Below are 19,527 nucleotides of genomic sequence, written 5' to 3' on the forward strand. Positions count from 1 at the left end.
AGCGGGTATACGGGAATGCGGCAAGCGGAAGGAGAGGAATGCCGATGGAAGTCAACGCGGTATTTCAAGGGGGCGGGGTCAAAGCCATTGGACTCGCGGGAGCGGTCTGTTCTGCGGAAAAGCACGGGATCGCGTTTGGCCGGCTTGCCGGAACCTCTTCGGGCTCCATCATCGCCTCGCTGCTCGCGGCAGGCTATACGGGCGAAGAGCTGAAGGACATCATCATGAAGACGCCGTTCTCTCATTTCCTGAAGCATACGGCGTTTCATCAAATTCGTTGGCTCGGCCCGGCCGTGCGGCTCTATATGAAGAAGGGGCTTTACTCCGGTGAACGGTTGGAGGCATGGGCAGCCAACCTGCTCGCAGCAAGAGGCGTTCGCCGCTTCGGTGATCTTTCTAACGGGAAGCTGCAAATCATCGCATCCGACATCAGCACCGGACGGCTGTTGGTGCTGCCGGATGATATCGTCAAATACGGGATCGAGCCGGATCTCTTTTCCGTCTCCCGTGCGATCCGGATGAGCACTAGCATTCCGTTCTTCTTCGACCCCGTCATCCTGCGCAAGCGATATCGGAGCGGAGAAAAGCATGAGGCCTTCCGTGACCAGTTCGTCTATGTCGTAGATGGGGGACTGCTCAGTAACTTCCCGCTGTGGCTGTTTGACAAGGACACCCACAACCTGGTGGATCCCGTTCCGACGCTCGGGTTTCAACTGGTCGGACGCGCCGAGCAACAGCCGAATCGGATCGTCGGGCCGCTCACCATGTTCCGTGCATTGTTCAGCACGATGATGGATGCCCACGATGAGCGATACATAGACGAATCACAAGGGTTTCGGACGATTAAGATTCCGTCTGCCAACGTCCATACGACGGAGTTCAACATCAGTAGCGAGAAGAGCGCCGATCTGTTCCAAGCCGGGGTTAAAGCGGGTGACAAATTCTTTCGAACCTTCACCTTGGATCGGTATACCAAGCTGTATGCTCAGAGAGTTAAGCAAGGCTAGCCGCCCTCAGCTATCGTCAAAAAAACACGCTGTGCGGACTGGGCTGGGAGATAGCTGAACCTGCTGATCATGGCGGCCTGACTGCAGCTCGATGACAAGCTTTACTTTTGCAACATGCAAAACGGACCGTCCCTTAACCAGCGAGCAGCTGTGAAAGGGACGGTCCGTTTGTTGCAGCTTGAAGATCATCTTCCAGTGCTTAATGAACCTTCGGTTCGTCATCCGAATCCTTGGTGCCGGGAATGACGCGGAAGGGGACGGTCTTGCTCTTCTTCCTCGCATCGGCGAACCGGTTGGAGGAAGGGCGTGCGCTGGAAGTCGGGCGATACCCGCGGCTACGGTTGCCCAGGTACCGGTTATAAGCGAATAATCCCCCGATGATCAGGATCGGGATCAGAATGGCGAGAAGGTTCTTGAACAAGGACATGAGGACTCCCACAATCGCAAGCCCATAGATCACATAATCGGTTGGGGTAAACGACATCTGTCTGCGGTTCATGAGCGACTCCTCCTTTTGTCGTTAAGAGAGGTATAGGGGTGTTGGTCACTGGCGCTATCAGCTGGCGAAGCTTGGTCGAGCCGGTTCGACGGAGAGCTCCTTGTCCAGCTCCATCATCCGGTTGAAGGAAGCGAGCGAAACCTCCACCATGGAATCCTCCGGTTCCTTCGTCGTCAGTTTTTGCAGCCAGAGCCCCGGATATCCGAGATAGCGGAGCAGTGGAATGTCGCGAACGGAATTGGTAAACTTCAGCACTTCGTACGAAACGCCGATGACAACCGGAATCAAAGCGATCCGCTGAATCATCCGTTCGATGATGGAATGGTACTCAAATATCGGAAAGGAGTAAATAATAACGCCGATGATGACGGTGAGCACCATGAAGCTGCTTCCGCATCGGTAATGCAGTCGGCTGTGCTGTTGAATGTTGGGGACGGTCATCTCGACCCCGGCTTCATAAGCGCTGATAACCTTGTGCTCGGCTCCATGGTATTGGAACAACCGCTTGACGGGCGGCGTCAACCCGATGAGATAGATGTAAAGGAGCAGCAGCGCGATTTTGAGGACACCTTCGAGCAGGTTATGAATGATGAAGTTGGAGAAGAGCTTGCCAAACAGGAAATACTCAACGAACATGGGAACCAGTGTGAACAGCAGCTTGCCGGCGAGAAACGAGAGAATCCCGACGACGGCTACGCCGATGACGAGACCGAATTTCTCTAAGAATCCAGGTTCCTTGGCGGAGGCCTTCGAATCACCCTCCTCTTCCGCGAAGATATCGGCGGAGAAATTCAAATGAGTCGTCCCTTTGACGGAGGATTCCAATATGGCGACGATCCCCCGGAGTAGCGGGATTTTCTTAAGGGCTTGCACCCAGCCGATGTCTTCTCTCGGAACTTCGAGATAGGCAAGCTCGGAATTTTTGCGCCGCACCGCCGTGACATTGACTTTTTGACCGGCGAACATGACGCCTTCAAGGACGGCTTGCCCGCCGTAGGATGGGGTTTTCGGTTGAGACAAATGGGTCACCTCTTTGGATGGGGTCAGCTAGTGTGTATGCTTTCTTACATTGTAACCATTTTCGAGTTCAGATGCTACTTGTTTGGGATTCTCCTTCTATGAAAGCTGCGAAAAAGAAGTTCTCAAAACCGGGATTCCTATGGTAAAATGGCTAAAGTTATCCGCGTTGGACGGTATGGAGGACGGTTATGCGAAGCATTCTTGTAGTAAACGGCCCCAATCTGAACATGCTTGGTGTGCGGGAGCCGGAAGTATACGGGTCCGAGACCTTGGCCGATATCGAATCCCGCCTCTCGGAGCTGGCTTTGGAGCTCGATCTTCAGTTGGAATTCGTGCAATCGAATTACGAAGGCGATCTCATTACCAAGATTCATGAGGCTTACGCAACCAAAGACGGTATCGTCATTAACCCGGGAGCGTTCACCCATTACAGCTACGCGCTGAGGGACGCTCTCTCTTCTGTTGCTCTGCCTGCCGTCGAGGTGCATCTATCCAACATCTACAAGCGGGAGGAATTTCGTCATCACTCGGTGACGGCTCCCGTAGTTCTCGGACAGATCAGTGGACTGGGATCCTATGGATATGAGCTTGCCTTGATGGCGCTAGTCCGTTATTTTGAGGAAAAGGGTGAATAGAGATGGAACCTGTACGTTTGCAAAAATTGCGCAAGGAACTGGAGGAACGCAAGCTTGATGCGATCCTGATTACCAATGCGTTCAACCGGCGTTACATCAGCGGATTTACCGGATCCTCCGGCTATGTCCTCGTTACGGCGGATCGGGCTTGGTTCCTAACGGACTTCCGCTATACGGAACAAGCTGCCCAACAAGCGGTAGGATTTGAAATCATCATGCATCAGCCGAATGTGATTCTGTCGGTGAAGGAACTGCTTGAAGGCGTACATATCACGAAGGTGGCCTTTGAGCAGGACGATCTCTCCTACGGAACGTATCAAGCTTATGCCCGTGATCTTGGCGGCATTGAGCTCGTCCCGGTATCCGGTTTGGTTGAAAAGCTCCGCATGTACAAAGATGAAGCGGAACTCGACATCCTCCAGCAAGCCGCCGATCTGGCGGATAAGACCTTCACGCATATCCTGGGCTTCCTGAAGCCAGGCGTGACCGAGATCGACACGGCGCTGGAGATGGAGTTCTTCATGCGGAAGAACGGAGCGACTTCTTCTTCGTTCGATACCATCGTCGCTTCCGGCGTGCGCTCTGCGCTTCCTCACGGGGTTGCGTCTGAAAAAGCGATTCAAACCGGCGATCTGGTCACGATGGACTTCGGCGCTCTTTACAAGGCTTACTGCTCCGATATCACGCGCACCGTCGGCATCGGCAAGGTAAGTCCCAAGCATCGCGAAATCTACGACATCGTTCTCGAAGCGAACCTGCATACCTTGGCCAACCTGAAGCCAGGTATGACCGGCAAGGAAGGCGACGCCTTGGCGCGCAGCGTCATTGAAAAGGCGGGGTACGGAGACCGCTTCGGTCATGGAACCGGCCACTCAGTTGGACTCGAGGTTCATGAACAGCCCCGACTTTCCCTTTACTGCGACACGGTTCTCGAACCAGGAATGGTCGTCACGGTAGAACCGGGCATCTATCTGCCTGGCTTCGGTGGAGTCCGCATTGAGGACGATGTCGTCATCACGGAAACCGGCATTCGGGTTTTGACTCGTTCCACCAAAGAATTTTTGGAAATCGGGTAAAAATTCGTTATACTAGGGACGCTTGCTATTAGCAAGCGTCTTAGGGTGGGTGAATTCCGGCTCGCCCGAACTGGCAAGTCCCCATTTTTGAGGAGGTTGTAATAGTGATTTCAGTCAACGATTTTAAAACAGGCCTTACTATTGAATACGATGGAGATTTGTTCTCGGTCGTCGAATTCCAACACGTGAAACCGGGCAAGGGAGCCGCATTCGTCCGCTCGAAGCTGAAAAACCTGCGCAACGGCAACGTGGTTGAAAAGACGTTCCGCGCCGGTGAAACCGTAGCTCGTGCCCATGTGGAAAACCGGGCGACCCAATTCCTGTACTCGGCCGGAACCGAGCATACATTCATGGACACCGAATCCTATGATCAATTCGTCCTCACCTCCAAGCAATTGGAATGGGAACTGAAATTCCTCAAGGAAAACATGAGTGTCAACATCATCAGCTACCAAGGCGAAATCCTCGGAATCAACCTTCCGAACAGCGTTGTGCTGAAGGTCACCGAAGCCGATCCGAGCGTGAAGGGCAACACCGCTACCGGTGCCAGCAAGAACGCTACGGTTGAAACCGGCCTGGTCGTTCAAGTGCCGCTCTTCATCAATGAAGGCGACGAGCTTCTGATCGATACCCGGGAAGGCAAGTACATCTCCCGCGCTTAGTACGGGATGGCAGTACGGAGAAGAACGGGCGGACCGTCAGGGCCGCCCGCCTTTCTGTATCTGTAAAGCCGGATCATTCGGATACTAGGATCGAAGGTTCGCTCTGTTGAATAGAATGAATGACAGTAGAAGGACTCCATCAAATTACACCTGCTTAAGATGAGCGGGTTACCATGCGAGCTCATACTTTATCGCCGCAATGCGGCATTTCTATAAAGGATTTTTATGGAAGTCTATGATCATGTTTATCGAAAGAGGTGGGCGGGTTGTCTTTGGTCGTGATGAAATTCGGTGGAAGCTCGGTTGGGGATGCCGAGCGGATGAAGCGGGTAGCGACTCGGATCGTGGAGCGGAAGAGAGAGGGAAACCGCTGTGTCGTTGTCGTATCCGCAATGGGAGATACCACGGATGATCTGATTGATTTGAGCCGTCAAATTGCTGGAAGTACGCCTCCGGCGAGAGAAATGGATATGCTGCTCACTACCGGGGAGCAGATGTCGGTGGCTCTTCTCGCGATGGCCATCCGGGAACTCGGCGAAGAAGCGATGTCGTTTACCGGCTGGCAGGCCGGAATCCGCACAGAAGCGGTCCATGGGAAAGCCAGGATTCAAGAGATTCGCCCGGATCGGCTCCTTAAGGCGCTCGAAGAAGATCAAATCGTCGTTGTAGCCGGCTTCCAAGGGCTGACCGAGGACGGAGAGATCACGACCTTGGGACGCGGAGGCTCGGATACGACCGCCGTGGCCGTCGCAGCTGCGATCCAAGCGGATTTGTGCGAGATTTATACCGACGTGGATGGCGTGTACTCGACCGACCCCCGGATCGTCAAGGTAGCCCGCAAGCTGAAGGAGATTTCCTACGATGAGATGCTGGAGCTTGCCAATCTTGGAGCGGCTGTTTTGCATCCGAGAGCGGTCGAATGCGCCAAGCACAACAAGGTCAACCTCGTCGTCCGATCGAGCTTTACCCATAACGAGGGAACAACGGTGAAGGAGGAAGCGATCATGGAACAGGGAATCGTCGTGAGCGGTATCGCTTATGACAAGAATATTGCCAGAATCAGCATTCTGGGAGTGCCGGAGAGAACCGGCCAGCTTGCCGCCGTCTTTTCTGCGCTTGCCAAAGAGAAGATTGACGTGGACATTATCGTACAGAGCGGCATTGTGGAGAGTCAGGCCGAGTTTTCCTTTTCGCTCTCCGGTACGGATGTGGAGAGAGCGCTGCAAGTGATCGAAAACCTCCGTCCGGTCGTGGGCTTCCGCAGCGTCACCTCCGAGACCGGCCTCGTGAAGGTCTCGATCGTCGGAGCAGGCATGGTCAGTACGCCAGGCGTCGCCGCAAAAATGTTTGAAACGATCTCGGAACTCGGCATTTCCATCAACATGGTCAGCACCTCCGAGATCAAGACATCCTGCGTGATCAGCGGCGAACGGCTGCATGATGTCATTCAAGCGCTGCATACCGCTTACGGGCTGGATACCGATTCGACGGTATTTGTCGGCGGACCGTCCGACCGTCGGTAGTGTTGCGAATCCGATCTTACAGAATGCATATTCGGGGATAGTCCCTCACACACGAAAGAAAAACAATACACCTTCAGGAGAATTCGACTTTATCGAAAGATAAGGAATTCATCCCGGAGGTGTTTTTGCGTGCGCAATAAATTGCGAATAATGAACGAGAAGCAAACGAATGGGCGATGGTTACCCGGCTTGTTTTTCACCCGGTTTCAGCCCGGCTATCGCGAGGATTCCCAGGATCACCAGACATCCTCCCACCCATTGAGCTCCCGTAATCGTTTCTCTCAATAGCAGATAAGAGAGCAGCATGGACGTCAGGGGCATAAGGCTGGAATAAGCGGCGGCGGTATATGCGCTGCACCTTTTGATTCCGGCATACCATAAGATATAAGCCAGCATCGTAACAACCAAACCATACCATCCGATCGACAGCCACCCTTGGAGATGAAGCTCCTGCATGGATGAGAAGGGATGTTCAAAGAGCGCGGGAAGAAGGCATAAGGCAAACGCAATGGCCGCCACGAGCAGAGATTGAACCACGGGATCAAGCTTAACGGTGCTGCGAGGCGTTTTATGCGCGCTGTGAATCCGGGACAGAATCGTAAAGAAGGATCCGCTTGCGGCTGCGCATAAGACCAGCAAATTTCCGAGCAACCCCGAAAAGCTTAGCTCCATAAGCTGAATTCCTTGCAGCAGGATAATTCCGATAACCGCGCATAGAATGCCTGCCGCCATTTTTTTGCCCGCTTTTTCCCTTAAGATAAAACGTACGAACAGGCAGGTTAATACCGGCTCACTGCCGATCAGGATGCCGGCTTCTGCAGTGCTGGTATGCCGCAAGCCAAACAATAAGAAGGCTCGAAACAGGAAAATGCCGAAGAAGGCCTGCAGGACCATCAGAATCCAATCCTGTTGGTTCATCTGGCGGACGGATTCTATGATTTTTGTCCGATAGAAGGGAGCGAATGCGAGGAGAGCAATCAACAGACTGCAAGCCGTGATGGTAAAGGCGCCGATTCCGGCAATGAAGCGAACGGCAATGACGGAGGTTCCCGCAAGTGAAAAGGATAAAACCAAATAGAGCTGACCCCTTGATCGTTCCAAAATAGACACCCCTTTACTGGTAAAAAACGGTATGCTACAATCCTAGCAAGCGAACTGGAATGCTTCCATATCCAGTTCAGCACGGATGTTTCATACCAGTTGGAGGGCCTATGTGGGATATCGTCCTATCGAAGCAGCGGGAAGTTTCGTTATCCCGGCAGCTTTTCTATCAGATCAAGAATTTGATTCTGGCAGACAAATTAAAGGCTGGAGAAGCTTTGCCCTCCAGCCGCTCACTTGCAAAGGATATGTCTGTCTCACGGAGCACGGTTAACGAAGCTTATGACATGCTGCTTGCCGAGGGCTTTGTGACCAGCCGCCAAGGCTCCCGCGTACGAGTCAAAGAAGGCTTGTGTTTGGAAGCTTCGAGTGTGCGAGTTTATACCGAAGAAACGCCTCGGGAATCGAGGACGTTTTCGGTTGATTTTCAAACGGGACAACCCGATATTCGAAGCTTCCCTCATTATTTGTGGCGGCAGATGCTTCTAACCGCTTACGATAAGCTGCAAGATGATCATTTCGGTTATAGCGAAACAGCGGGGTATGGCCCTCTTAGGGAAGAAATCTGCCAATGGCTGTTTCGAACTCGCGGAATCTCTACCGATCCTCGGAATCTCTTTATCACTTCCGGGACCACGCATGCCATAACGATTCTTGCACCCTTGCTAGTCAAAAAGGGCCTTCCTTTTGCAATCGAAGACCCGTGCCATCATGGCATCATCGAAATTTTGAAACACAGAGGAATTTCCTATGCGGGCGTTCCCGTGGATGATCAGGGCCTTCGTACGGAGTTGCTGAGGGAAGGAAGGTATTCCGCTGTCTACGTGACGCCTTCTCACCAGTTTCCGCTCGGGGGTATTCTTCCTGCCGAACGCAGGGCCGAGCTGATCCGTCTTGCCCGCAAGCAGGGAATGTATATCATCGAAGATGATTATGACAGTGAATTCCGGTATGGAGGGGCTCCCATTTCCCCGCTTTATTCGATGGATAGCGAGCGTGTTCTCTATGCAGGCACATTTAGCAAAACCATGTTTCCAGCGCTTCGAGTGGGCTTTGTCATCCTGCCCTCCGAGCTTCATGCTCCGTGGCTTCATGGTAGGTTGTATACGGACGTGCAGAATCCGATCATGGAACAGGCTGCACTTGCGGAGTTTTTGAACAAGCGAAAACTGGATCGTTACCTCCAGCAGCTAGGTCAACAGTATGCAGATAAACGGCGAGTGCTGTCGGAGAGCATTTCTCGGTATTTTGGAAGTGGGGCGATTTTTCATGGCGATCAATCCGGGCTGCATCTGGTCCTGCAGCTGCCAGGGCTCCATTTCGATGAGGAATTCCTTGCGAAAAGTCAATCCGTGGGTATTCGTGCCATTCCCGTCGAATCGTATTGCCTGGTGAAAGGAAAGCATCAGGATAAGATCATGCTTGGTTATGGGCATTTGAACATGGATGAGATCGAGAACAAGGTCGAAAGGTTCTATCACTTTATCAGCCAACATTATGGTCCGTCAAAGGGTTAGAAGGAGGAATGCGGTTCAGAAGAATCGGCCGAATAGAAAATGGAAGGCTTTCAAGAGGAGTGCCGTCAACCCTGCGGCCATCAAGGGGCCGACCGGAATGCCTTTCAAAAACACGATGCCGAAGATGGAACCGATCACTAACCCGACGACAATCTGAGGATCGAGACGAAGCATTTCGAGTCCCCTGCCATTCATATACGCAGCGATCGCCCCTCCGGCGAGAGCCATGATGCCCGGAAGCGTCAGGAGCACCGAACCGACGTCGCGAAACGTAAGCTTGCCGTTTGCAAAGGGAACCAGCACACCGATCGTGAGAAAAAGCAAACCGAGCTCAAGCCCTCTGCGCTCCATAGTCGGAAGAAAACGCTCCAGGCTGAGCAGCTTGACGGCGAGCAGGACACAGGCGGCGGTGGTGATGATGTTGGACCGGCCGGCTAAGCCGACGAGAATAAGAATGAGCAGCATCTCATTGCCGTTCATAGGGAAGACCACTCTCCGATAGGGAATCCCTAACCTTTGACGAAAGGGGAGAACCCGCGATCAAGTTTTCTCCAATACCTATGAGAGACAAGCAGGGGTTAGAACGGCCCGTCAAGAGCAGCAGGTTCTCGTTAATCGATAGGAGAGAGGTCGGATGACCGGGACACAAGCTCCCCGTTGACGAAACAAGGCACGGTGCAATAGCGATTGAGTTGGGCGCAGAAGGCCACGTCCTTCGAAAAGCCAAGCTTCGTGAGCCGCCGCCCCGAATCGCTGCGGTAGAGCTCAGCGGCGAGATTATCTCGATGAGCTGCAAAATACCCAAGCATGACGCGGCAGTAATCATCCATGTCGCAATCGTGGAGAGCATGAGGTCCCGTCTGCATCTTCCCGAGAAGCTCCGCCAGAACGGCTCCCGCAGCAAGCCCATCCTCTGCGCAAAATAAGTTCCTCGTACCGGCGCATAGGATAACCGTATCACCTCCGACTGAAGCGATCGCTTCTGCGCTGGCGCGTGCGTTCAATAAGCTTGCGGCTAATAACCGCTTGGCGGAAGCTGCAGCCGCAATCGCCCGCGTTCCGTTGGTCGTCGTCAGGATGATGCGACGGCCGAGGAGGTCGGGCCTTTCGTACTCACTCGGGCTGTTGCCGAGCTCGAAGCCGGGAATCGGAATGGCCCCGCGCTCTCCTCCCCGCATGTCCCCCGGCTGCCAAAGGGTCTGAGCCTCTTCCCGGGTCGCGGCCGGGACGATGGCGCGGACCCCCGACGTCAGCGCGGTCACGATATTACTGGTTGCGCGCAGGGTGTCGATGACGATCACCGTCTTGCCGTCAAAAGCGAATTCGTCTGCTTCTCCAAGAGAGGGAATGAGCTCGAGCTTCATCGATTACCTTCTCCGATTGGGAATTAGTTCCATCGTATCGGAGCGGAGCCCTCGACGCAGCGCTTCAAGAGCAAGCGCATCCGTTGGTGCGACGTTCCCGAGATTCACCCGGTTCCCTAGCAGCAGGAGGAGATGGGCCTGCTGGTCCTTATGTGGAGCTTCCCAGAGCAGAAGGGATGAGGGAACCCGGCTCGTCACCTCCAAAATCTCCTCATCTCTGCACTGTCCGCTTTCGTCGTAGATTCCAACCCCGGCTCCTGATTCTCTCCCCTCAATCGTCACCGTCTCCGCTCCGTCTTCCACGTCCGATAGGACGGTCTCCACCAGCTCGTTCATCGCGATCCGCGAACCCCCGCTCTTCTTGCCGTATTCCGTGAAGACTCGAAGGCCGAGCTCGGCTGCCCGCCGAACCAAAGCCGAACGCCGAGCGGGGGTCAGCGCAATCGTCCCGTCGGAAATCTCGACTCCCTCGAAGCCTAAAGCCGCTGTCTTTTCCAGATAAGAGTCGTCTTCTCCAAGCCGAATCGCCGCCTCCAAAAAGGTCCCTCCCGGATGAAGACAGACACCCGCGTCCCGGCATAACTGAATCTTTTCCCGCAAGATCTGGGGAGGGTATAGCGCGGCCGTGCCAAACCCCAGCTTGATTCGATCCAGATGATCGCCGGCCGTATCCAGCAGATCCCGAAATGCGTGCATGCCGAGACCCTTGTCCATGACCATCGTCAATCCGCTCGTGCGTGGTTTCCCGCTTCTTGTGCCTGTCGGCTCTGTCATCGTGTCGGACCAGAATGCGGTCACGCCGCTTTTTTCCGGCATGTAGAATCTCCTCGCTTCCTTATATCCTTCTATCACTTCCTTATCGTATGCAGGCGTTTGCCGGGGGTGAGCTCCTGACGGACCCGATTCCATTCAAGCTGAGGAACCCGAAGCTTATCCTAAAACGGCTTCGATTCGCATAAAGTGGAGGGAAAAGGAGGTGTCCCGTGCTGAACAAATTCGTAACGGGAATGGCGTCCCTTCGGTTTCTGTCCGGCACCCTTGAGATTTTGGCCGCCCTCTTGATGCTGAAGCTGGGGAGGGTGGACCGGGCGCTCCTGGTCAATTCAGGGCTTGCCGTTGTCGGACCTCTCATCCTGCTCGCAACGACGAGCATCGGGTTGATTGGGCTTGCGGATAAGCTGTCTTATTCCAAATTAGCCTGGATTCTGCTTGGGGTGAGCTTTATCTTTTTTGGGATTTTAAAAAAATGAGAGAGTTATATTTTTGCGGACGGGGCATATATTTGGATCAGACAGGCTAGGAGGGACGCCTTATGACTGATTCCATTAATGATCTGCTGCCGCCCGGAGTCAAATCGGTAATGTCCAAGCTGCCTGCGGAGGTCACTCTGCGCCTGGAAGAAATCCGAATTCGCGAGGGGCGCCCTCTGGAAATTCTGTATGGAGGAAAGCATGCTTTCCCCGATTCGCTCGGGAGGCTGTTCGCTTCTCCTCAAAACGCATATGTGCCCGGCCGCGAGGAATGCAGCCGTCTGTTGGATCTCTTGACCCGGCATTCTCTGTACAGCTATGAGGAAGAGCTTCGGCGCGGCTATATCACCATCGCGGGAGGCCATCGCATCGGGCTAGCAGGCCGGGCGATCCTCGAAGGTGGCAAAGTCAAGCTGTTGAAGGATGTCACTTCCTTCAACATCCGCTATGCCCGGCAGGTGAAGGGTTGCGGGGTGAAGGTGCTGCCGCTCCTCATAGACCCGGATTCGAGTTCGATTCATCACACCCTCGTCCTGTCTCCGCCGCAGCAGGGCAAAACCACGCTCATTCGCGATCTCGTCCGGCTTCTCAGTGAAGGCACTCGCGAGCTGCCGGGAGGGCGAAAGGTCGGAGTGGTGGATGAGCGCTCGGAGATCGCCGCCTGCGTACGCGGGGTTCCCACCTTCGATCTCGGGCCGCGAACCGATGTGCTGGATGGCTGTCCGAAGGCGGAAGGCATGATGATGATGATCCGCTCCATGTCGCCGGAGATTCTCGTGGTGGACGAGATCGGAACTGCTGAGGATGCGGAGGCCGTGTGGGAAGCGATGAATGCGGGCATCCGGGTCATCGCTACGGCGCATGGACGCGACCTTGCAGAGGGAAGCAGCCGCCCGGCTCTCAAGCGGCTGCTGCAGGAAGGGATTTTTACCCGGCTGGTCCAGTTAACCCGCCAGGGGGAGCGTTTTGAAACCAAGGTGCGCGAGCTGGCCGGACAAAGACTGAGGCAGGCCCGGGCGCCTGATGAACGGGAGGCGAGGCCATGCTGAAGACATTCGGAGCACTCCTGCTGCTCGTCGCGGGATTGCTTCTCGGGCTGTACCAGTCGCAAACCCTCAGCCGCAGGCCGAAGCAAATCCGCCAGCTGGTTCTCGCTTTGCAGCGGCTGGAAACGGAAATCGGCTACGGCTCCACTCCCTTGCCGGATGCGTTAAGAGCTTGCGCCGTCTCGCTATCTCCGCCCCTTGCCGCGATCTTCCTGGACGCTGCCGAACGGATGGCGGAGTCGGGAAGCGGCCGTACGGCGGCCGAAAGCTGGGAGAAGGCAGTTCTTGTAGGCTTCCGGAGAACCGCGATGAAGGAACCGGAACGGGAAGCGCTCCTGCAGCTTGGAGCAACGCTCGGCATATCGGATACCCGGGATCAACTGAAGCATCTTCGTCTCGCCGTGAGCCATCTGTCGGTGGAGGAGAGCAATGCGTCCGACGAGGAGAAGCGGTACGGCAAGATGTGGAAGAGCTTGGGAGTGCTTGGGGCGGCGCTCGTCGTCGTGATCATGTTTTAAAAGACTGGGGTGTCCTATGAATATCGATGTCAATGCGATATTTCAAATAGCCGGCATCGGGATCATCATCGCGATGATTCATACCGTGCTGAAGCAGATGGGCAAGGAGGATATGGCCAGCTGGGTGACGCTGATCGGCTTCGTGGTGGTGCTGTTCATGGTCGTCAATATGCTGAGCACTCTCTTCAAGGAAATCAAAACCATCTTTTTGTTCCAATAGGAGGACACCGTGGAAATCGTCCAGCTCGTCGGCATCGCCATCATCGCCACCGTGCTCATTCTGATCGTGAAAGAGCAGAAGCCGATGTTCGCCTTCCTCCTGGCCATGTTCACGGGCATCCTGATCTTCCTGTTCCTGCTCGGCAAAATCTCATCCGTGATTCAAGTGCTGGAGGATTTGGCCACCAAATCCCAGGTGAAGCCGGTTTTCTTCAAGACGATCCTCAAAATCATCGGCATCGCCTATATCGCCGAATTCGGCGGTCAGATCGTACGAGATGCGGGACAAGAGGCGATTGCATCGAAGATCGAGCTCGCCGGGAAAATCCTGATCATGGTGATGGCGATCCCGATCATCACGGTCATCGTCGAGACGGTGATCCGCTTGATTCCCGCTTGATGGAGCAACGCCGATTCACCGGAGGGGTGCTGAAGTGCGCTACAAAAAAACGTTCTTGCTCATGGCGATGCTCTTCCTTCTCGTCGCAGGCGGGCAGGCCCTCGCTGCCGAATCATCCGGCAATCCGGTCCAGCAACAAGTACTTGCTGTTGGTTCACCTAACACGTTGAACCAACAGCAAGGGCAGAATGTGCCGACCGATGGAGTTGAAGCCTATTGGAACCAACTGATGCGCGATTACGGAGGGTATTTTCCGGATAGCCGGATGCCGACGTTCAAGGAACTGATCGCATCCCACGGCTTTAGCTTGAAGCGTGTGCTGAGCGGTCTCTTGAACTATTTCTTTCACGAGGTGATCGTCGGCGGACGACTGCTCGCCACCATCGTCGCTCTCGCAGTGTTCAGCATGATTCTGGAGACGCTCCAGACCGCTTTCGAGAAGCAGTCGGTGAGCAAGATCGCTTACTCCATCTGTTACCTGGTGCTGATGGTGCTTGCTGTAAACAGCTTCAACTTGGGGATCGGGTATGCCAAAGCGGCCATTGCGGGCATGGTGAACTTCATGATGGCCCTCGTGCCGCTGCTTCTCTCGTTGGTCGGCTCCATGGGGAATGTAGCGTCGGTCACCGTCTTGCATCCGTTCATCATCTTTATGATTCACGCGGTCAGTACGCTGATCTACGTCTTCGTGTTTCCGCTTCTGTTCTTCTCGACGCTGCTCAGCATCGTCAGCTCGATCAGCGAGCGGTTCAAGGTCACCCAACTCGCCAAGCTCCTCCGAAATGTAGGAGTCGGCATACTCGGGCTTGCGGTGACCGTCTTTCTCGGCGTCCTGTCCGTTCAAGGAGCGACGAGCGCCGTCACCGATGGCGTGACGCTCCGGGCAGCGAAATATGTGGCCGGCAACTTCATCCCGGTTGTCGGACGAATGTTCACCGATGCATCGGATACGGTTATCGGGGCTTCTCTCCTGGTCAAGAATACGATCGGACTCGCCGGAGTGCTCATCGTGATCCTGATCTGCGCCTTTCCGGCTTTGAAGATCATGGCTCTCGCTTTTATCTATCAGATCGCGGCCGCCATCATCCAGCCGCTCGGGGACAGTCCGATCATCGGCTGCCTGCAGACCATCGGCAAAAACATGATGTATGTCTTCGCGGCGCTGGCGGCGGTCGGCCTGATGTTCTTCCTCGCCATCACGATCATGATCGCGGCAGGGAACGTCTCGCTCATGATGCGATAGAAGGAGGAGAACCGAATGGCTTGGCTGAGCGCTTGGATCAAGGAAATCATCGTGGTCGTTCTCATCGCTTCGTTTGCCGATATGCTGCTCCCGAACAAATCGATGCAGCGGTATGTGAAGACCGTGATCGGGCTGTTCCTTCTGATGATCCTGCTCTCCCCGGTTCTCCGCTTGTTCCGGATGGATTGGAACACCGATCAACTGCTTCGTTCCATTCAGCAGCAGAGCACACTCAACCTCGTGCAGCCTGCCTTCGGGCAAAGTGCGGCCTCCGCTTCTCTGGAAGCGATCCAACAGGAGGCGGCGCGGCTGAAAGCGCAGGACAATGCCGCCGCGATGAAGCTCGTAGAGGAACGGGTGGCCGAATCCGTGAAGGAGGAAGTGGAAAGTCGCTTCGGCGATAGAGCTTCGGAGGTCAAAGTCTTGACGGTCTTGGACTCCGCCGGGTCGCTTCATGTGGCCTCGATGAAAGTTGTTTTGGAAGCGCCCGGGCGCACCTTACCCGCTTGGTCAAATGTCCAACCGATCCAGCCGATCTCATCGATGGCTCCCATCGTCCTTGGCGGGACAGCCGAGAGAGCCATCACCGCTTCGACAAGTGTCGATACGAAGGATTCGAAGGAAATAGACCGCGTAAAGAATCCAGATGCCGTTACACAATACCTTGCGTCAACCTGGCAGGTAGAACCGGAGAATATCGAAATTGTCCGCCCTGAGGCGGAAGAAGGATCGAATCGGAGGTGAACATCGAGCGTGAGCAACTGGAGAAAGCGGTTGGAAGATTTACTGGGGGGAGGGGCCAAAGGAGAGAATCGGCCGAAGCTGCTTCGCTTCCTGATCTTGATCGGATTGGTCGGAGCCCTGCTGATGGTTTTGAGCCAGATCCGCGTGAAGGAGGTGGACCCCGGTGCGACCGGCAGAGCTTCTCCGCCGGAAGCGAACGAATCGACAGCTCCCGCATGGGGGACGGAAAGCAAGGGCCAATCACCCTTCAAGGATTATGAACAAGCCTATGAAACCCGCCTCAAAGACATCATGGAGAACATCGTCGGTGTCGGAGAAGTGGAGGTCATGGTGACCATCGATTCTACCGAAGAGGCAGTTGTCGAGAAATCGATGAAGCAGACCCAACAGACGACGAACGAAAAGGATCAGGCCGGAGCAACCCGGCACATCACGGACGTCACGAGCAGCGGCGAAGTCGTCCTCTATCAGGTCTCCGGGAATCAAACCCCGCTGATCACCAAAACCATCAAGCCAAAGATCCGCGGAGTCGTTGTGGTGGCGGTTGGAGCGGAGAATGTAACCGTCAAGAAGCTTCTCCTCGAAGCCGTCTCACGAGGCTTGGACGTTCCGGTTAGCCGCGTCTCCATCATTCCGCGAAAGCAATAAGCTCGTGAACGATTTGAATAAGGTACGATCCGCACGCAGCGGAACCCAATACTAAGGAGGAATCCCGCAATGAATTCCAAACGTCAAACCATTTGGCTTGTCTCCATGCTCAGCTTGATGGTCGTCTTGTCCGCTTACTATCTCTTCACCGAGGATGTCGACAAGCTGAAGAATACGGCGGACCCGGCTCAAACGGAACAGGTCTCGGTCAATCACGATCAGACGGATGCAGCGGCGGCGAATACGGGCAAAGCTGCCGCCGATCAAACGGTAGCCGATCCAACAGCCCAGGATCAAGCCGCTCAAGATCAAGCCGCTGCAGATCAGGCTCCCGCAGATCAGAGCACTGCCGATCAAGCTGCCGGAGGAGATCTGCCGGCTAACGCGCAGCAGCATTCTGATGCAGCCACAGGCACCGCAGCAGACAAAGCCAAGCAGACCAATGAGGAGATTCTGAATAAAGTAGCCAATCAGGGTTCGTCCGAAGAAGATTACTTCGTCTTCAATCAGATGACACAAGAAGATCAGCTGTCGCAGAAGCTGGTCAAGCTCCAGGATATCATGACGGATTCCACAAAGGGCTATGAAGCGCAAGCGAAGGCGAATGAAGAATACGATATGCTGGAGAAACAGCAGGCGAAGATGACGAGCATCGTCGAACAGCTGCAAAAGGATGGTTACTCCAACGCTATCGTCCAGCAGGACAGCGGTAAATGGAAGATTATCGTGCAGTCCAGCAAGCTGGAGAAGAGCCAGGCGGTCAGCATCGTCGATCTTGTCACCGAAGTCTTGAACGTAGGCCCGGACAAAGTAGCTATTCAGTACCACAAATAATCCGAATGCTCGAAATCGAGTGAAACGGCCCACTCCGGGGGAATCCCGGGGTGGGTTATTCCTTACAAGCGCCTCAATATCGTTTTTAGCTGTGTAAATCCTCTCTTATTTATTTAGGTCAGCTCTTAATAGCAACTAATAATTATACACGGGTAGGATATGTGGTATAATACGAGCGTTATGGATGGCCACCGGTCCTCCGGACGTTCCGGATGTAAGCATTTAGCCGGCAGGCAGCACTTAAAAGGAGTGAAAGTCCTTGTTCAAGCTGAATGAAATCAAAGAATTGATCAAGCTTGTCGATCAATCGTCTCTGCAGGAATTGGAGATCCAAAACGAGGGCTTTAAGCTCTTTTTACGCAAACCCGGCAAGACCGAATCGGTTCTTGTATCTACTGCGCCGCTTGTACCGGGATACGGCGCTCCCATCCCAACCCCAACTTCCGCCGAGCCGCAAGTCGAACGCAGCTCTGCAGGCTCGTCCGAAGCGCCTGCCGCTACCCCGTCGTCGGCCGATATACATACGGTCGTTTCTCCGATGGTAGGAACCTTTTACAGCTCGCCTTCACCTGATACTCCCTCCTTTGTAGGTCCAGGCAGCAAAGTGACCGAGAAAACCGTGGTGTGCATCATCGAAGCGATGAAGCTGATGAACGAGATCGAAGCGGAAGCGAAAGGGGAAATCGTGGAGGTACTCGTGGACAACGGACAGCTGGTTGAATACGGACAGCCCCTTTTCCTGATGAAGAAGCAGTGACTCAGGAGGACTATCAATGAAATTTCATAAAATACTGGTCGCCAATCGCGGTGAAATCGCCGTCCGGATCATTCGGGCTTGCCGAGAAATGGGCATTTACACCGTTGCCGTCTACTCCGAAGCCGACAGGGACTCTCTGCATGTCCGACTTGCGGATGAAGCGTATTGCATCGGACCCGTCTTGTCCAAAGACAGCTACCTGAACTTGACGAATATCATGAGCGTCGCTACCCTGACCGAAACGGATGCGATTCATCCGGGCTACGGGTTCCTCGCCGAGAATGCGGATTTCGCGGAAATCTGCGCACGCTGCGGCATCGTATTCATCGGTCCCTCTCCGGATGCAATCAACCGTATGGGGGATAAAGCGGTCGCGAAGCAGACGATGAAGGAAGCGAAGGTCCCTGTCATTCCGGGTTCGGACGGACTTATTGAGGACGTGGAGGAAGCGGTGCGCATCGCCCGTGAAATCGGCTATCCCGTCATCATCAAAGCGACGGCGGGCGGAGGCGGCAAGGGCATTCGCATTGCAGAGGACGAGGAGACACTCGTTCAGCAGATCTCGATGGCCCAGCAGGAAGCACAGAAAGCCTTCGGCAACGCCGGAGTTTATCTCGAGAAATATTTGACCGGAATGAAGCATGTCGAGATTCAGATCATCGCCGACAGCTTCGGCAATGTGGTTCACCTAGGCGAACGGGATTGCTCGGTTCAGCGGCGCAGACAGAAGCTCGTGGAGGAAGCTCCTTGCTCCATCCTCACTCCCGAGCTGAGAAGCGCGATGGGACAAGCGGCTGTGCGGGCAGCGGAAGCTGTCGGGTATACGGGCGCGGGCACTTTGGAATTTCTCCTTAGCCCGGACGGCAAGTTCTATTTCATGGAGATGAACACGCGCATTCAGGTGGAACATCCGGTTACGGAATACGTAACTGGGGTCGATCTGATCAAGGAAATGATCCGGGTTGCGGAAGGCGAAGCTTTGTCGTTCCGCCAGGAAGATATCCGCTGGAACGGCTGGGCGATTGAGTGCCGCATCAATGCGGAAGACCCGGAGAGGAATTTCATGCCTTCACCGGGCCAAATCCAGTTTTACCTTCCGCCGGGAGGACTCGGGGTTCGCGTGGACAGCGCAGCTTATCCCGGTTATACGATTCCGCCGCACTATGACTCCATGATTGCCAAGCTGATCGTGTGGGGCCAGACGCGAGAGGAAGCCATCAACCGGATGAAACGCGCTCTTATGGAATTTGCGATCGAGGGAGTGGCGACCACCATTCCTTTCCACATGAAGCTGCTGGAGCATGAACGCTTTTTGAACGGAGACTTTGATATCAAGTTCCTGGAAGAGCATGATGTCAACGATCCGCGCTCCTGAGCTCCGTTTCAGACGAGGCCAGCAAAAGATTCTCGGGTTTGTCATATCCGGCCCGAAATGCTATAGTAATGTAATAAGACAAACTTTGC

23 protein-coding genes are annotated in these 19,527 nt (G+C 54.6%); 17 read left to right on the forward strand and 6 right to left on the reverse strand.

Going from position 1 to position 19,527, the window contains the following annotated elements:
* Positions 1–44 precede the first annotated feature (44 nt).
* On the forward strand, positions 45–1,007 hold the full coding sequence (locus tag BN2684_RS19035) for a patatin-like phospholipase family protein (RefSeq protein WP_058303695.1): 963 nt from the start codon (positions 45–47) through the stop codon (positions 1,005–1,007).
* A 199-nt stretch (positions 1,008–1,206) separates the two neighbouring features.
* Here BN2684_RS19035 and BN2684_RS19040 read toward each other — a convergent pair whose 3' ends face one another.
* Positions 1,207–1,506, reverse strand: a complete 300-nt coding sequence (locus BN2684_RS19040) for a hypothetical protein (RefSeq protein ID WP_058303696.1) — start codon at positions 1,504–1,506, stop codon at positions 1,207–1,209.
* A 57-nt stretch (positions 1,507–1,563) separates the two neighbouring features.
* A complete protein-coding gene (locus BN2684_RS19045; RefSeq protein WP_058303697.1) occupies positions 1,564–2,526 on the reverse strand; it encodes a DUF1385 domain-containing protein in 963 nt (320 codons plus the stop codon).
* Positions 2,527–2,714: 188 nt separating this feature from the next.
* Here BN2684_RS19045 and aroQ point away from each other — a divergent pair, with 188 nt between their 5' ends.
* The 4 genes from aroQ (at position 2,715) to BN2684_RS19065 (ending at position 6,422) form a co-directional block, all read left to right on the forward strand.
* Positions 2,715–3,161, forward strand: a complete 447-nt coding sequence (aroQ, locus tag BN2684_RS19050) for a type II 3-dehydroquinate dehydratase (protein WP_058303698.1) — start codon at positions 2,715–2,717, stop codon at positions 3,159–3,161.
* A gap of 2 nt (positions 3,162–3,163) precedes the next feature.
* On the forward strand, positions 3,164–4,237 hold the full coding sequence (locus BN2684_RS19055; protein ID WP_058303699.1) for a M24 family metallopeptidase: 1,074 nt from the start codon (positions 3,164–3,166) through the stop codon (positions 4,235–4,237).
* A 104-nt stretch (positions 4,238–4,341) separates the two neighbouring features.
* Entirely contained in the window at positions 4,342–4,899 is a 558-nt protein-coding gene (gene efp / locus BN2684_RS19060; protein WP_058303700.1) for an elongation factor P, read from the forward strand.
* A 266-nt stretch (positions 4,900–5,165) separates the two neighbouring features.
* Entirely contained in the window at positions 5,166–6,422 is a 1,257-nt protein-coding gene (locus tag BN2684_RS19065) for an aspartate kinase (RefSeq protein WP_058303701.1), read from the forward strand.
* 180 nt (positions 6,423–6,602) lie between these two features.
* Here BN2684_RS19065 and BN2684_RS19070 read toward each other — a convergent pair whose 3' ends face one another.
* Complete coding sequence (locus tag BN2684_RS19070; RefSeq protein ID WP_058303702.1) at positions 6,603–7,523, reverse strand: DMT family transporter; 921 nt, start codon at positions 7,521–7,523, stop codon at positions 6,603–6,605.
* Between the two features lie 110 nt (positions 7,524–7,633).
* Between BN2684_RS19070 and pdxR the strand changes: the two genes are divergently transcribed.
* Complete coding sequence (gene pdxR / locus BN2684_RS19075) at positions 7,634–9,040, forward strand: MocR-like pyridoxine biosynthesis transcription factor PdxR (RefSeq protein WP_058303703.1); 1,407 nt, start codon at positions 7,634–7,636, stop codon at positions 9,038–9,040.
* A gap of 15 nt (positions 9,041–9,055) precedes the next feature.
* On the opposite strand, the gene BN2684_RS19080 is transcribed toward pdxR, so the two are convergent.
* The 3 genes from BN2684_RS19080 to BN2684_RS19090 all read right to left on the reverse strand — a co-directional run bounded on the left by BN2684_RS19080 (position 9,056) and on the right by BN2684_RS19090 (position 11,220).
* Positions 9,056–9,520 carry a DUF441 domain-containing protein gene (locus BN2684_RS19080; protein ID WP_058303704.1) on the reverse strand — a complete coding sequence of 155 codons (465 nt, stop codon included), beginning with the start codon at positions 9,518–9,520 and terminating at the stop codon, positions 9,056–9,058.
* Positions 9,521–9,651: 131 nt separating this feature from the next.
* Entirely contained in the window at positions 9,652–10,404 is a 753-nt protein-coding gene (locus BN2684_RS19085; protein ID WP_058303705.1) for a 2-phosphosulfolactate phosphatase, read from the reverse strand.
* Between the two features lie 3 nt (positions 10,405–10,407).
* Positions 10,408–11,220, reverse strand: coding sequence for a phosphosulfolactate synthase (locus tag BN2684_RS19090; protein WP_058303706.1), 813 nt, complete (start codon positions 11,218–11,220; stop codon positions 10,408–10,410).
* 167 nt (positions 11,221–11,387) lie between these two features.
* On the opposite strand from BN2684_RS19090, the gene BN2684_RS19095 reads away from it, so the two are divergent.
* From BN2684_RS19095 to accC, 11 genes are all read left to right on the forward strand, one after another.
* Entirely contained in the window at positions 11,388–11,654 is a 267-nt protein-coding gene (locus BN2684_RS19095; protein ID WP_058303707.1) for a YqhV family protein, read from the forward strand.
* A gap of 62 nt (positions 11,655–11,716) precedes the next feature.
* On the forward strand, positions 11,717–12,703 hold the full coding sequence (gene spoIIIAA / locus BN2684_RS19100) for a stage III sporulation protein AA (RefSeq protein ID WP_058303708.1): 987 nt from the start codon (positions 11,717–11,719) through the stop codon (positions 12,701–12,703).
* Entirely contained in the window at positions 12,697–13,218 is a 522-nt protein-coding gene (gene spoIIIAB, locus BN2684_RS19105) for a stage III sporulation protein SpoIIIAB (RefSeq protein ID WP_058303709.1), read from the forward strand. The genes spoIIIAA and spoIIIAB overlap by 7 nt, the downstream gene beginning before the upstream one ends.
* Before the next feature lie 16 nt (positions 13,219–13,234).
* The gene (spoIIIAC, locus tag BN2684_RS19110; RefSeq protein ID WP_058303710.1) at positions 13,235–13,438 is read left to right on the forward strand and encodes a stage III sporulation protein AC; all 204 of its coding nucleotides are present in this window, start codon (positions 13,235–13,237) and stop codon (positions 13,436–13,438) included.
* 9 nt (positions 13,439–13,447) lie between these two features.
* Positions 13,448–13,837, forward strand: coding sequence for a stage III sporulation protein AD (gene spoIIIAD, locus BN2684_RS19115; protein WP_058303711.1), 390 nt, complete (start codon positions 13,448–13,450; stop codon positions 13,835–13,837).
* Between the two features lie 34 nt (positions 13,838–13,871).
* Positions 13,872–15,080: a stage III sporulation protein AE gene (gene spoIIIAE, locus BN2684_RS19120; RefSeq protein ID WP_234340275.1), complete on the forward strand. Its 1,209-nt coding sequence runs from the start codon at positions 13,872–13,874 to the stop codon at positions 15,078–15,080.
* A 15-nt stretch (positions 15,081–15,095) separates the two neighbouring features.
* Entirely contained in the window at positions 15,096–15,824 is a 729-nt protein-coding gene (spoIIIAF, locus tag BN2684_RS19125; protein ID WP_058303713.1) for a stage III sporulation protein AF, read from the forward strand.
* Positions 15,825–15,833: 9 nt separating this feature from the next.
* On the forward strand, positions 15,834–16,472 hold the full coding sequence (spoIIIAG, locus tag BN2684_RS19130; RefSeq protein ID WP_058303714.1) for a stage III sporulation protein AG: 639 nt from the start codon (positions 15,834–15,836) through the stop codon (positions 16,470–16,472).
* Positions 16,473–16,541: 69 nt separating this feature from the next.
* On the forward strand, positions 16,542–17,306 hold the full coding sequence (locus tag BN2684_RS19135; RefSeq protein WP_058303715.1) for a SpoIIIAH-like family protein: 765 nt from the start codon (positions 16,542–16,544) through the stop codon (positions 17,304–17,306).
* A gap of 259 nt (positions 17,307–17,565) precedes the next feature.
* Positions 17,566–18,063 carry an acetyl-CoA carboxylase biotin carboxyl carrier protein gene (gene accB, locus BN2684_RS19140; protein ID WP_058303716.1) on the forward strand — a complete coding sequence of 166 codons (498 nt, stop codon included), beginning with the start codon at positions 17,566–17,568 and terminating at the stop codon, positions 18,061–18,063.
* 16 nt (positions 18,064–18,079) lie between these two features.
* The gene (accC, locus tag BN2684_RS19145; RefSeq protein WP_058303717.1) at positions 18,080–19,438 is read left to right on the forward strand and encodes an acetyl-CoA carboxylase biotin carboxylase subunit; all 1,359 of its coding nucleotides are present in this window, start codon (positions 18,080–18,082) and stop codon (positions 19,436–19,438) included.
* The last annotated feature ends 89 nt before the right edge of the window (positions 19,439–19,527 follow it).

Origin of the sequence: Gorillibacterium timonense, assembly GCF_001457415.1 — a bacterium.
GTDB classification, from domain to species: Bacteria; Bacillota; Bacilli; order Paenibacillales; family NBRC-103111; genus Gorillibacterium; species Gorillibacterium timonense.